Source organism: Microcystis sp. MC19, from assembly GCF_003019735.1.
GTDB lineage: Bacteria > Cyanobacteriota > Cyanobacteriia > Cyanobacteriales > Microcystaceae > Microcystis.
Window position 1 is genome coordinate 4,219,518 of sequence record NZ_CP020664.1, and the last position, 12,648, is coordinate 4,232,165.

The 12,648-nt window shown below is 47.7% G+C and carries 12 protein-coding genes; 6 read left to right on the forward strand and 6 right to left on the reverse strand.

All coding sequences use genetic code 11. The features are described 5' to 3' along the window. Window positions 1-100: 100 nt before the first annotated feature. Complete coding sequence (locus tag B5D77_RS27460) at window positions 101-3,646, reverse strand: CHAT domain-containing protein (RefSeq protein WP_254052998.1); 3,546 nt, start codon at window positions 3,644-3,646, stop codon at window positions 101-103. Window positions 3,647-4,141: 495 nt separating this feature from the next. On the opposite strand from B5D77_RS27460, the gene B5D77_RS21425 reads away from it, so the two are divergent. After that, window positions 4,142-4,408 carry a hypothetical protein gene (locus B5D77_RS21425; RefSeq protein ID WP_106909610.1) on the forward strand — a complete coding sequence of 89 codons (267 nt, stop codon included), beginning with the start codon at window positions 4,142-4,144 and terminating at the stop codon, window positions 4,406-4,408. A gap of 4 nt (window positions 4,409-4,412) precedes the next feature. Here the strand turns inward: B5D77_RS21425 and B5D77_RS21430 are convergent, their stop codons facing one another. The 5 genes from B5D77_RS21430 to B5D77_RS21450 form a co-directional block, all read right to left on the reverse strand. Beyond that, window positions 4,413-4,841: a type II toxin-antitoxin system VapC family toxin gene (locus B5D77_RS21430; protein ID WP_106909611.1), complete on the reverse strand. Its 429-nt coding sequence runs from the start codon at window positions 4,839-4,841 to the stop codon at window positions 4,413-4,415. A gap of 9 nt (window positions 4,842-4,850) precedes the next feature. Continuing rightward, complete coding sequence (locus B5D77_RS21435) at window positions 4,851-5,090, reverse strand: antitoxin (protein ID WP_002793069.1); 240 nt, start codon at window positions 5,088-5,090, stop codon at window positions 4,851-4,853. A gap of 22 nt (window positions 5,091-5,112) precedes the next feature. Continuing rightward, entirely contained in the window at window positions 5,113-5,325 is a 213-nt protein-coding gene (locus B5D77_RS21440) for a type II toxin-antitoxin system HicB family antitoxin (RefSeq protein WP_002753241.1), read from the reverse strand. A gap of 9 nt (window positions 5,326-5,334) precedes the next feature. Next, a complete protein-coding gene (locus B5D77_RS21445) occupies window positions 5,335-6,459 on the reverse strand; it encodes a DUF1822 family protein (protein WP_254052999.1) in 1,125 nt (374 codons plus the stop codon). Window positions 6,460-6,529: 70 nt separating this feature from the next. Continuing rightward, the gene (locus B5D77_RS21450; RefSeq protein WP_106909612.1) at window positions 6,530-7,561 is read right to left on the reverse strand and encodes a hypothetical protein; all 1,032 of its coding nucleotides are present in this window, start codon (window positions 7,559-7,561) and stop codon (window positions 6,530-6,532) included. A gap of 114 nt (window positions 7,562-7,675) precedes the next feature. Between B5D77_RS21450 and B5D77_RS21455 the strand changes: the two genes are divergently transcribed. The 5 genes from B5D77_RS21455 to B5D77_RS27465 all read left to right on the forward strand — a co-directional run bounded on the left by B5D77_RS21455 (window position 7,676) and on the right by B5D77_RS27465 (window position 12,635). Beyond that, window positions 7,676-8,623, forward strand: coding sequence for a class I SAM-dependent methyltransferase (locus B5D77_RS21455; RefSeq protein ID WP_106909613.1), 948 nt, complete (start codon window positions 7,676-7,678; stop codon window positions 8,621-8,623). A gap of 57 nt (window positions 8,624-8,680) precedes the next feature. Continuing rightward, window positions 8,681-9,847: a fatty acid desaturase gene (locus tag B5D77_RS21460; RefSeq protein WP_106909614.1), complete on the forward strand. Its 1,167-nt coding sequence runs from the start codon at window positions 8,681-8,683 to the stop codon at window positions 9,845-9,847. Between the two features lie 382 nt (window positions 9,848-10,229). Beyond that, window positions 10,230-11,216, forward strand: a complete 987-nt coding sequence (locus B5D77_RS21465) for a quinone oxidoreductase (protein ID WP_106909615.1) — start codon at window positions 10,230-10,232, stop codon at window positions 11,214-11,216. Window positions 11,217-11,401: 185 nt separating this feature from the next. Further along, complete coding sequence (locus tag B5D77_RS21470) at window positions 11,402-11,755, forward strand: phenylpyruvate tautomerase MIF-related protein (protein ID WP_002734736.1); 354 nt, start codon at window positions 11,402-11,404, stop codon at window positions 11,753-11,755. Between the two features lie 367 nt (window positions 11,756-12,122). Further along, entirely contained in the window at window positions 12,123-12,635 is a 513-nt protein-coding gene (locus B5D77_RS27465) for a DUF262 domain-containing protein (RefSeq protein WP_253257761.1), read from the forward strand. Window positions 12,636-12,648 lie beyond the last annotated feature (13 nt).

The following is a 12,648-nucleotide window of genomic DNA, read 5'->3' on the forward strand; positions in this document are numbered from 1 at the left end:
ACGACGGATTGTTAGATTCAAGTTTAAGCAAAGATTGTCGCCGTCTAACGCACCCTACATTTTACTACATTTTACTTGCAACAAGGAAATAATTCATAATTTAAGGAAGTCCCAGACAATAGAACGCCCCCCAGTAACGATAATCCTGAAAAGGCACTGCGTCGGGAGCAAAATTGCCAAGCCACTTGATCAATTCGCCGATTTTCTGATAATTGGCTTGAGCAGTATCGGCGTTCGGATCCTTAGTTTGGCGCATTTGTCGCCAAGTCTGATAAGCCTGCTTCAAATCGGCATCTAAACGGTCCCGCCAGTCTTTTTGGCAAGTCTCCCGCAACGCTTGACGAGCCTGATGTAGAGCCGTTAAACGTTCCTCTCCCGCCCGCCTGGCGCGATGGTACTCCCGGGAAAACAGCGCCGTAGCTAGATCAGTCACCGCCCAATGACTACTAATCACAGCACGAGCGCCCCCCAGCAGAAAGCCTGTACCTAAGCTGAGGGGTTCGTCCAGTAATTCCCGTCGCAGGTTTCCCTCTTCATCTCGGGAAGTGGCAAAACTGAGACCGGTTTCACAACAGGAGAGAAACACTTCCGACAATTCGGGAAAACGCCACAGGGGACTAAGTAAATCCCGGAGGGTGACTTTTTGCTCCCCGTCTAGGACGAGGTGGGAGTTGAGGGGATCATCGGGGCGGCTGGTGGCGTGGTGGCTGGAGAGCAACGCCTGCACTTGTTTCAGCAGTTGCAGATAAGAGTCGGGGGTGACAGTGCGCCCCTGTAGCCGCCGTTGGCGAGGCACATTCCAGGTTTGGGCGACCCACTCACACTCTAGGGGAGTATAGGGCAAATCCTCTGTGGTGTTTTCCACAATCCCCAGGGTGTCGGGAGTCGGTTGCGATCGCTCTTGGCACAGTCCGAGAATTTTCGTACTGGGGACAAACTGAAGGCGAAAGCGATCGCCCAGTAGTTGACCTTGGGCGGTGGGTAGAAGGTCGAAGGGAATTTGGTGGAGGAACAGGTGGGGAATCAGAATTAACTCAGTGATGCCCTGGAGGTGCTGTTGGATGAGGGTGTCGAATTGCAGGCGGGTTGCCAGTTCTTGCAGACGAGTGGCCATAGCTTGGTGCCACTCATGCCGACGCTGCTGGCGGGATTGGGCGGTCTCTGCTTGATTAATCTCAATGTAGGGGTTAACCCAGTTGACGACCAGCCAGTTTTGCAAGTCGTTGGCGGACTCCGGGGGATTGGGAATAGTGTGGCAGTTGACCCCTTCCCCGCCATCCCGGGAGGGGCGACGCAGGACAAAGATGTGGGTATGGGTGGCGGTGGTGTAGAAGCTGAGGAGGGCGGTCTGGGGAGATGGAAGCAGCGCCGTTAGCTCATCGAGTCGGGGTTGGGGTTGGGGTTGCTGAAGTTGGGCGGTGATGGCATCAAAGCGGTAGAGAGCGTCCCAGGCTTGACGTTCAGCGGCTTCGGCGGCCTGGAGTTGTTCCGTGGCAAAGCTGGCGCGGGTGTTACCGATGGGGTAGGGTTGGGGCTTCTGGGTGAATCCGGGCTGGTCGAGGGGTTTTTGACGGAGTTGGGATTGGATCTGACGGCTATCCTTAACCTGCTGATACCAGGCTTGGATTTCTGGGGGAATGCGCCCATCGGCGTAGAGGTCGCCCACAGCGATGAGGTCGGCGAGGCGTTTGGAGCGGGAACGTTCGACGGTTCGCAGCGCCAGGGAGAGGTCGCCTTGGTTAACGGCGGCTTGGATTAGGTTTTCATAAACGCCGATAGACTCGCGGACAATCTCTTGGCGACGGGCTTCACTGGTTGCCCAGGCGCGCCTTTGTTCAACGGCTTCCACGGCGACGGTGTAGCCTTCGATGGCAATGTCCCACCAACCCTGCTGGAAACCGATATCGCCTAAGTTGCGCCCAGTTCTCAGGGTGTCAGCCGGTAAGAGAGCGGGGTTGAGAAAGGAAAGTGCTTCTCGATAATTGGCGATCGCCCGTTCTAGGTTGGCCACTGGCTCTTTCCCTAGTCGGGCCTGGGTGCGGTAGGCATTGCCCAGATTAGTGAGGGTTCCGGCTAAATCCCTTTCTAATCCCGGTTGGCGGCGGATGGTGGTGGCTTCGGTGTAGGCGGCGATCGCCCGTTCTAGGTTGGCTACCGGCTCTTTCCCTAGTTGGGCTTGGGTGAGGTAGGCATTGCCCAGATTAGTGAGGGTAGAGGCTAAATCCCCTTCTAATCCGGGTTGGCGGAAGATGGTGGTGGCTTCGGTATAGGCGGCGATCACCCGTTCTAGGTTGGCTACCGGCTCTTTCCCTAGTTCGGCTTGGGTGAGGTAGGCATTGCCCAGATTAGTGAGGGTAGAGGCTAAATCCCCTTCTAATCCGGGTTGGCGGAAGATGGTGGTGGCTTCGGTATAGGCGGCGATCGCCCGTTCTAGGTTGGCTACCGGCTCTTTCCCTAGTCGGGCCTGGGTGCTGTAGGCAACGCCCAGATTATTGAGGGTTTTGGCTAAATCCCTTTCTAATCCGGGTTGGCGGAAGATGGTGGTGGCTTCGGTATAGGCGGCGATCGCCGGTTCTAGGTTGGCTACCGGCTCTTTCCCTAGTTGGGCTTGGGTGCTGTAGGCTAGGCCCAGATTATTGAGGGTTTTGGCTAAATCCCTTTCTAATCCGGGTTGGCGGAAGATGGTGGTGGCTTCGGTATAGGCGGCGATCGCACGTTCTAGGTTGGCTACCGGCTCTTTCCCTAGTTGGGCCTGGGTGCTGTAGGCTATGCCCAGATTAGTGAGGGTTTGGGCTAAATCCCTTTCTAATCCGGGTTGGCGGCGGATGGTGGTGGCTTCCGTGTAGGCGGCGATCGCCTGTTCTAGGTTGGCTACTGGCTCTTTCCCCAGTTGGGCTTGGGTGCGGTAGGCATTGCCCAGATTAGTGAGGGTTTGGGCTAAATCCCTTTCTAATCCCGGTTGGCGGCGGATGGTGGTGGCTTCGGTGTAGGCGGCGATCGCCCGTTCTAGGTTGGCCACTGGCTCTTTCCCTAGTTCGGCTTGGGTGACGTAGGCTACGCCCAGATTATTGAGGGTTCCGGCTAAATCCCTTTCTAATCGCAGTTGGCGGTAGATGGTGGCGCAAAATTCGTATCCATAGACGGCAATGGCTAGGTTAATGCCTGGATTACCTTTAGGAAATTCATGAAAAGCATAAGCAAGACCAAAGAGGAGTGCCGCTAGTCCGTAAGTTTCCTCTGGACTGACTTGTTCCTTGGTATCATTTCCCCAAGCACGGAGGAGGTTAACTAAGTTTTCATCTAAGAGATGGAGGTTATTGTCAAGCAGGGGATAAATTACTTGGGGGTTTCCGTCACTTTCTACGACAGTTTGCAGTAGGGTTTGTAAAAAACTGATGTAGGGGTTTTGGTTATCTCTTGGCGGGTCTAAAATTTGCTCTAACTGTTGCGCCATATTCAGCAACCATCTCCCTTCATTGCTTTGTCCTTGCTGTTCTAAGAAGCCTGCATACTGCTTCATCACAGCGACTAAGCCTGCATCAAGTAATTCCGCGTTAGCCTCTAATAGCGCTGGTTCCTGACCATTTTCGCACTGGAAGAGCGCTTGGATTAGGGCTAAGTAAGCTTCTATTCTTGCTTCGTTCATGATTGTTTTTAGGTTTTAGTAGGGTGCGTTAGCGATAGCGTAACGCACCAAATAAATTAATGATAGATGTGGTGCGTTACGACGGATTGTTAGATTTAAGTTTAAGCAGAAATTGTCGCCGTCTAACGCACCCTACATTTTACCATTTGGGGATGGGGAGTGAGTGCGATTATCTGTAGTGCGATCATGGATTTTAAGCTATAATCAAAGATGTTGATTTATCCCATGAAGTTTTTAGTAGGGTGCCCCCTTCGATAGCGTAACGCACCAAACAAATTAATGATAGATGTGGTGCGTTACGACGGATTGTTAGATGATTGAGTAGGGGCGAAGCATTCGGACAATAACCTATTACTGAAACCCTAGATTTCCTATCCGAATGCTTCGCCCGTACCCCGAATTTTTCTCTAGCAAACTCAATTGGGGATGGGGGGTGAGTGCGATCATGGATTTTAAGCTATAATCAAAGATATTGATTTATCCCATGAAGTAACAATGTTATCGATTAATCTAGATCGAGAAACCGAGAACTATCTAGCAGACATCATTTCCGAAGAGAATATTAGCTCAGAAGAACTTCTGAAAAAACTCATTTACGAACATTGGCAAAGCTTAAAACCGCGTAAAACTTTATTACAACGCCGGGGAGGTCATCCTCAGCATCTTTTAGAAAATGCTCCACCTGATTTATCATTGCGAGAAAACCGCAAAAAAGTAGTGGCAGAATATATACAAAACCATCATCAGCAACATCATTTATGACAAATTATCCCCCAAAAATTATTACATAATCAATCAACCAATTCTCTAACTTCAAAGCAGGCACACGCTCAAATTCACGAGTATTTGCGGTAACAAGAGTCAGATCAAGCGCTAGAGAATGAGCAGCAATCAGTAAATCATTTGGACCGATTGGGGTTCCTGCTTGCTCCAAATGTTTACGAATTAGGGCATAGTGCTTATCTACAGTTGATTCTAATGGCAAAACTGTCAAGAACTCCAGGATGCGTTCTAGTTGCTGCACCAGACGGGAGGAACCACTTTTAACCACTCCAAATCTTAATTCACACGCCACAATGATGCTCGTACAAACGCTTTCTTCGCCCACATCCACAATATGCCGGAAAACCTGACCTTGGGGATACTTGATCAAATGTGATAGGATGTTAGTATCAAGCAGATATTGATAGGTCATTGGGTGGTACTAAAATGTAATGTCATCAAGGGGAAGCAACCCTTCATCTATATCAGGAAAATTGTCTGTAATGTCTGGCAAAGTAGTCAGCAAAGAAATTAGAGAACCGGAAGAAATCGGCTCAATGATTAAGCGATGACCTTCTTTGCGTAACAAAACCTCTGTGCTTGATAGGGCAAGTTCAGGAGGAATAGTTAAGACTTGCTCTTGTCCACTTGTTAGTAAAGAAACCTGACGTAAGTTTTGCATCTGTTGACCTCTTTGTTAATGATCACCTTACTATAATAGACGCTTCTAAGACAGAATATTCAGTATCTAAAACTTCTACTCCAAAGGTTTCAATATGAAAACGGAGTGCTGATTTCGCATCTTCTAGCACTTCTTGATATGATTCGCCTTCGCCAATGACAACACCTTCAATACCTAAAGGATAAGCAATATAGCCATCTGGGTGTTTTTCGACAATTATTTTAATACTTTTCATGATTATTTTTTAAACAAATTTTCCCAATTCATCAAGCAAATCCATCGCCACATCCAGCCAGTCCACCGCACCCTCTGAAGACGGCTCAGGCGTTGCTTCCCTTACCCCTTCTGGACGCGAGACTAAGGGTTTAAAATTCTCATGATTCTCGTTGGCCTTCTCTTCTAAAAACTCCTTTAATAGCGTCGGACGCTCATAGTCCTGCCGATAGTCCCAGACCCAGTTTAACACTGTGATTACCTCCGATCGCTGTTCCACTGACCAGCCTTGTTTATCGATATACTGCGCCATGATTTGCTGACAGTTTTCCCACCGACGGTAAGCCTCCCACAGTGCCGATATAGGTTTCCTCATCGCCAAGGACACCGCACCGCCTTCTGGGAAATCCTGGCGCAGGTCGGAACTCAACAGAACCCCAGTTAACCAAGCTCCCCCTTCCCCTAACTCGACTAAAATATAGGCTAGGGTTGCCGGATTTAGGTCAATTTCGACCCTAACTTGGCTTAAATCCAACGGTTCTCCATCAGAGTCTTGAGGAATCAATACAGCTTCCAGTTTACCTAGCTTGGGTAGTACCACATCTGCTGTTGGATTGAGTAGTTGTAGCACCGCTTGAGCGTGGTCAGCCGCCGCCGCATCTACCTCTATCCCATGCCCTTCTAAATAATATGTCAGCACCGCCGCCGCTAAGGTGTTCTGACGAATCAATTCCCCAAAGCTGGGATTAGGGTGAGCCAGGGCCAGTTTATTGGCTCGCTTTTGAGCCGCTGCGTCCCAGGGAACCCAAACAGAAGTTGTGGCTAAATCCCTTTCTAATCCCGGTTGGCGGCTGATGGTGGTGACTTCGGTGAAGGCGGCGATCGCCCGTTCTAGGTTAGCCACCGGCTCTTTCCCTAGTTCGGCTTGGGTGAGGTAGGCATTGCCCAGATTATTGAGGGTTTGGGCTAAATCCCTTTCTAATCCGGGTTGGCGGCGGGAGGATGCTTGTCCGGTGCTGTCCTCCTCCTCCGTTGTGTCTGCGATCGCTAACCACGCCTGAAACTCAGGATCGTTTTCCAGTTCGTCATCGTCAATCCAGTCCTCTAGGGGGTTGAGAGGTTCATTGACATCTGAGGTTGAGGTAGAGATAGACATAATTTTCTAGGAGGGAACGGGGGACATTAGAAAAGGGGTTTATTCGAGAAACTCCTTTTCTGGGTTAACTTCAGTCTTCCGAGAGAAGATCTTCTGCGGAAAAATGTTTTTGGAGCCAAGGACAACACTTGTCATTATAGAACCGGCGAATTGTGGTGTCGTCGCACCCCCACTGTTGTGCCATTTCCTCCCAAGGGACGGATTCTGGGGGTAAGAGATTTAAGATCACCAGTTGGGCGTTAATGTGCCTTAATGCTTTGCTTCGGGGCTGAATCTGTTGGAGTTCTCTAGCACAGGGACCCTCCACTGCTTCTCTGATCTGCTCCCACCACGCTTGAGTCGAGGACTTAGCCTCAATGTTATCTAAAGGATCAATGGTTTGATCTGCATCATTGGGGTTAATTCGGGGATTCGCCCTCAAGCGTTTCTTGTCGGCTTTTCTGATAGCTACTTCCTTCAGTTCGGAATAGATGCGTGTTCCTAGCCACCCTTTAACGGTACACTGTCCACTCTGTTGTCGGTAATGGGGATTAAAGACAGAATCCCTACCCCTGGCGGTCGGTTCGCCTTTTAAGCTCAGGCTAAGATAGCGCCACACCTGGAATTGCGCTTGATTAATGTCCTCTTGCTCAAGTTCCTGTTTATCTTTGGCACTAATCTTCCCTTTAATCCAGGGAGCAGAGATCCAGTTTTTGATTTTAGGATCTAACTTCCTGCCAATGTCATCCTTAAGAGTATGCCAGAGGCGATCGAGTTGCTGCCAAGTTGGGTTATCCTTTGCCCGATAGTAAGGAGATTCGGGTATGACGCACTCATTGCTACTGGGATGACGGTTATCGAGGACAATCCGCACAAGAGCGCATAAGGGGAGGAGAATCTCTAGCGGTAGGCTGGTTAGCGCCCTTGGGGAGTTGAGAAATTGAATAATGTTATCTATACATTCATAAAAGCGCTTTTCCGCTTGTAACCACTGCTCACTCCCTGAGGGGAGAAAGTTAGAGTCATTTTCTTCAAGGGGTTGGTTGGTTTCCGGCACAACATTACGGAGTCGTAGCCGCCAGTAGGTTGCCACCTTGACTAGGGGAATAAGCTCGTCGTTCACGGCATTGTCTTTTCCTTAAAATTATTTTTTCCACAACTGCAAAAAAAGTCTAGTGGCTCTCATTAGTTAAGTAAGCGGACGAAAAGCCGCAATAACTTAACAAGGAGTTGACTGATGGCAGCAACAATTCTAGCACCCTCGAAGCCGGATTTTTCCTCGATCGGAACTGAGCAAAAATCATTATTCGATCGGGTTATCAATCCCCAAGCCCTGTATAATCGTTTCGGATCTTCGTCTCAGGCATTGACCGCCCAGAATGAATTTAGTACTTCTGGACGCGGCGAAGATTATCTGGAAAGTATTCGGCTGTTTCCAGATGTTCGCTCTGAAGGAACCCTTGATTTATTGAGGCTGGCTCACCCCCAGGGTTCCCTGGAATTTGACGGTGACTATATTATCGCCGATCTTCTCGCTGGCGATGGCTATATCGAAGAAACGTCCAAACGTCATGTATCTTTTGCCCCGCTTTTCGTGAATTCCGATAGCTCTCCTTTCATGGTGCAGCAGTGTCGTAAGAAGGAGATGTTCGCAGTTTGCGAATTCGCTCAGGATTTGTTTTGGCTTAAGGATCAGTCAGTCGATGCCACAATTTTCGCTTATGGCACACATCATATTCCGCAAGAATTTCGCAGTCAAGCAGCGAAAGAAGGAGCGCGGATTCTCAAGTCTGGTGGGCGTTGGGTTTTGCATGATTTTGAGGAAGATGGCCCGATGGCTCGGTTTTTTGGCGAGGTAGTGAATGAATACGGCAAGACGCGCCACGATTATCCGCATTTTACCCGTCAGGAGATGCTTAATCTTGCTCAAGATGCAGGGCTTTCTGATATTGCCATTGAACACATTGCCGACCCTTTTGTTGTCTGGGCCCCCTCGAAACTTGCCGCGAAGCGTTTGCTTTGCAACTACGTTATCAAGATGTATGGACTGAGCGGTTTAGAGAATGAACTTGATTTCACTTTTCACCTGCTCGAACAGTATTTTAGCGTGAATTTGACTGAAAATCTCTCTGGCTATGAAGCTCGACTGATCCGCAATGCTTTAGTCTGCCACGGGACTAAATAGTTGATTCGCCCCCTGACTTCTCCAGGGGGCTTGCTCACTCACCCATCCTAGAAATTTATGACTGACAATCTGACTTTTAATCAAGCGCCAACTGTGCGCGATTCTTTGCCTTCGCCGAATCGGTCGGGAGTAAGGAAAGAAATGGAGGCTTTACCCAAAGTTCTTCAGCCATTTTTAACCTGGGTTGTCGGTGTCCCCGCTACCGATGAGACTCTACCTCAACCCAGACCGCGCCGCTATTTAGCCAAGGTTTGCGGTTTACTGTTGCTGGGGATTTCCCTCAGTTGTTGGGCTTTAGTCCTTCAAGGGTGGGGTTATCTATGGTTGATTGTCGGTTGGAGTCTCACTGTTTCCGCCTCTCGACAACTGCAAGTGGTCATCGTTCACCATTGCGCCCACTCTAATTTCACAGGTGATCGATTCTTCGATCAATACCTTGGACGGTGGATTTCCGCCTTAATGTTGATTCTCAGCTTCGATCAATATCGAATCCGCCATCGTAAACATCATCAAGATCCCTTGCTTGATGATGATGAGACAGTGGAAGCGCTTCGTCTTCGGGCGGGAATCCATCCTGGTTTGAGTCGAGAAGCGCTATGGCGACGGATGATCATTGGTTTGTTTTCCCCTCTCTTTCATGGCCGCTTCTGGATTGATCGAGTACGCTCAAGCCTATTTTCGAGCGATCGCGCCCATCAACTACGCAGTGGGTTAGTGGTCTTGGCCCAGTTAGGTTTGGTCGGGTTCGGTCAATGGTGGCTCGCCTACGGGGTGGCTTGGCTGTTCCCTGTGATCCTGTTGCATCAGATGAGTACCTTAATCCGCCAATGTTCAGAACACCTTCACCCCGCGCCCGAAGCAGATTTGAAAAAGGGCAAGCGTTATTATGCCCGGGCAACGGTGGGGATATTTTTGGGAGATCCTCTACCCAGGGCGGATCAACCCTTTGGCTCTAAATTCTGGCAATGGTGCGTTTGGTGGTTGAGGTTAGGGATGATCTATGTTCCGATTCGCTTGCTGATTCTAGTGGGGGATACCAGTTGTCATGACTACCATCACCGTCACCCCGGTGTCGATCAGTGGCTCAATGCGGCGATCGCCCGACAACGGGATGTGGACGCGCATCATCCGGGCTGGCCAGTACCCTATCAAGAAGTATATGGGCTATGGCGGGCGATCGATCTGTCGTTTACAAGTTTGAGCCTAATGCCAGTGCAAGAGTAAGCCATAGAACATTTGTATTAGTAGTTGAGGCAAGGAAACGGGCAACAGGCAACAGGCAAGAGTAAGGGTTTTCGCTTGTTTTTCCAATTTTGACAATATGGAATTTCAATCCACAACAGCTTACTTGTTATTTACTTTTGCCCGTTGCCTATCCCCAATTCCCAATTCATCATTCATAATTTCCCAATTCATCATTCATAATTCATAATTCCCAATTCCCAATTCATAATTCATCATTCCCAATTCATAATTCCCAATTCCCAATTCCCAATTCATAATTCATCATTCCCAATTCATAATTCATAATTCATAATTCATAATTCCCAATTCCCAATTCATAATTCATCATTCATAATTCATAATTCCCCAAGGAGTTGACATCATGTTGTGTATAGTAGTTGAAAAATACGGACCCCCCGACCAGCTTCAATTGCAAATCCTGCCAACGCCGACGGTAGCGCCTGATCAAGTCTTGGTCAAGGTGAAGTATGCTGGAGTTAATTTTGTCGATATCTATGAACGCTCTGGGGTCTATTCTACGCCTCTGCCTTTGATTCCGGGAAAGGAGGGAGTTGGCGAGATTGTGGCCATGGGATCTGGGGTCAAAGCCTTCCATATCGGGCAACGGGTAGGATTTCCATATATGGAACAGGGAGCTTATGGGGAATATATCGCCCTATGCGCCGATGGGTTAGTGTCGTTACCAGAGTCTATCTCCGATGAAGTAGCGGCATCGGTTTTGTTGCAGGGACTGACTGCGTTGTTTCTCTCCCATGAGACTTTCCCTCTCAATCAACAACATACGGTGCTGATTCATGCCGCCGCTGGTGGAGTGGGTTTTCTGCTGGTTCAAATGGCAAAGTTGCGGGGAGCGAGGGTGATTGGTACTGTTTCTTCGGCAGCCAAGGCTCTGCTGGCGTTTCAGGCTGGTGCTGACAAGGTGATTCGATACGACCGCGAGAGTTTTGTCGATGGGGTGATGGATTTCACGGCGGGTCAAGGGGTTGACGTGGTCTATGATTCGGTGGGTCTGAGAACCTTTGAAGATAGCTTAAAAGCCTTAAAAAATCGCGGTTTGCTGGTTGCTTGTGGGCAAGCGAGTGGAGAAGTGCCGCCGGTAGCCTTGAATCGTCTGCTAGGGTGTCGCACTTCTGAGCGAGGCTCTTTTTATTTGACTCGCCCGGTCATTCGCCATTATATTTCGGATCCCATGGCTTTGAACCAACAGGCATCTTTATTTTTTGACTATTTAAGCTTAGGAAAGATTCAGCCTCCCTGTTATCAAATCTATTCTTTAGAGCAAGCAAAAGAAGCCCATTACGCCTTGGAAAGTCGGCAGGTTACGGGGAAGTTACTACTGAAGAGTTAAGCAATTGATACTAAATCTAGTTGTGATCCCCCACTTTTGTGTATATTGTTGACATTTGAGTTGTGGACAGTTGAAAGCACAATGGGTAATATAGCAGTTATCTTAATGGTGAGGTACGAAGTCTCTGGTTTTAGGGAACAGGCAACACTGTTATATTATAGAAAAATATTTCTGAGATTTTTCCTATGCCTCTAATTAAAATTCAAACTTCTGTCACCTCCCTCGATGATGAGACGGTTAATCAACTTTTGCAGAGTCTTTCGGCTAAATTAGCTAAACATCTGGGAAAACCCGAATCCTATGTGATGACAGCTTTAGAATCGGGGATAAAAATGACTTTTGCTGGCACTTTTGAGCCAGTGTGTTATGTGGAGATTAAAAGTGTTGGTTCTATTTCCGCCGCTCAAACTAAAAGCATGAGTAGTGATTTTTGTCAAGAAATTGAGGCTTATTTAGGAATACCGAAAAATCGCATTTATCTAGAATTTGCCGAGGCGAAAGGTGATCTTTGGGGATGGAATGGCACTACTTTTGGTTAATTTATGCCAAAATTATCGGAGATAGGGCTTATTTTAACTCTCTGGTTAAGATTTTCGCCTGTTCAATCCAAGCTAACATCACCGCAATATCGGGACATAAATCGCGTCTTTGCAGATTAGCCACCTGAAAATTGATGTTTGTGCCAATTGCGGGGATGAGCCTTTTTCTGTCAACTCTTGAGGTTGACGCGTTTCATTTTTGAATTGGCGGATGGTATAAAAGTAGAATAGAGAGATTATACTAAGTATAGAAAAATTACAGCTTTGTTTCTAAAGATGAAGTGTAACCTAATTTGGTATCGAATCCTGACGACCGGCTCCCCAAAACGAAAACTTTGTACTTCACCATTAAGATAACTGCTATAAGATGAATTTATTAGAAGAAGTTAAGGCAAAAACTAAAGAATTTCGTACCGATAACTATCCTATGTCAATCGGAGAGATTATTAGTCTTTATAATAACAAAGAAATGACAATTAATCCAGATTTTCAAAGATATTTTCGTTGGACAATAGCCCAAAAAAGCCGATTCATAGAATCGATACTATTAGGAATTCCTATTCCCTCTATTTTTGTCTATCAGAGAGAAGAAGATAGTGTTTGGGAATTGGTGGATGGATTACAAAGGATTTCAACAATTTTGGAATTTGTTGGCGATTTAAGAGATGAGGACGATGAAACTAAGAAAAAACCGAAACTGGTGCTTCAAGGTACTAACTTATTACCTAGCTTAAACGGAGTTATGTGGGAAGGTGCAGAGGAAGGAGAGTATAATTTGCCACCATCTCTAAAAATAGATTTCAAAAGAGCGAAAATACAGGTTCAGATTATCCAAAAAGAATCGGAAAAAATGCTAAGTTTGAAGTTTTTCATCGTTTAAATACTGGTGGCTC

What these genes read in the sequence shown, in the direction of transcription:
- B5D77_RS27460 (WP_254052998.1), bottom strand. Translation starts at nt 3,646, where the DNA reads ATGAACGAAGCAAGAATAGAAGCTTACTTAGCCCTAATCCAAGCGCTC.
- B5D77_RS21425 (WP_106909610.1), top strand. Translation starts at nt 4,142, where the DNA reads ATGTTATCGATTAATCTAGATCGAGAAACCGAGAACTATCTAGCAGAC.
- B5D77_RS21430 (WP_106909611.1), bottom strand. Translation starts at nt 4,841, where the DNA reads ATGACCTATCAATATCTGCTTGATACTAACATCCTATCACATTTGATC.
- B5D77_RS21435 (WP_002793069.1), bottom strand. Translation starts at nt 5,090, where the DNA reads ATGCAAAACTTACGTCAGGTTTCTTTACTAACAAGTGGACAAGAGCAA.
- B5D77_RS21440 (WP_002753241.1), bottom strand. Translation starts at nt 5,325, where the DNA reads ATGAAAAGTATTAAAATAATTGTCGAAAAACACCCAGATGGCTATATT.
- B5D77_RS21445 (WP_254052999.1), bottom strand. Translation starts at nt 6,459, where the DNA reads ATGTCTATCTCTACCTCAACCTCAGATGTCAATGAACCTCTCAACCCC.
- B5D77_RS21455 (WP_106909613.1), top strand. Translation starts at nt 7,676, where the DNA reads ATGGCAGCAACAATTCTAGCACCCTCGAAGCCGGATTTTTCCTCGATC.
- B5D77_RS21460 (WP_106909614.1), top strand. Translation starts at nt 8,681, where the DNA reads ATGACTGACAATCTGACTTTTAATCAAGCGCCAACTGTGCGCGATTCT.
- B5D77_RS21465 (WP_106909615.1), top strand. Translation starts at nt 10,230, where the DNA reads ATGTTGTGTATAGTAGTTGAAAAATACGGACCCCCCGACCAGCTTCAA.
- B5D77_RS21470 (WP_002734736.1), top strand. Translation starts at nt 11,402, where the DNA reads ATGCCTCTAATTAAAATTCAAACTTCTGTCACCTCCCTCGATGATGAG.
- B5D77_RS27465 (WP_253257761.1), top strand. Translation starts at nt 12,123, where the DNA reads ATGAATTTATTAGAAGAAGTTAAGGCAAAAACTAAAGAATTTCGTACC.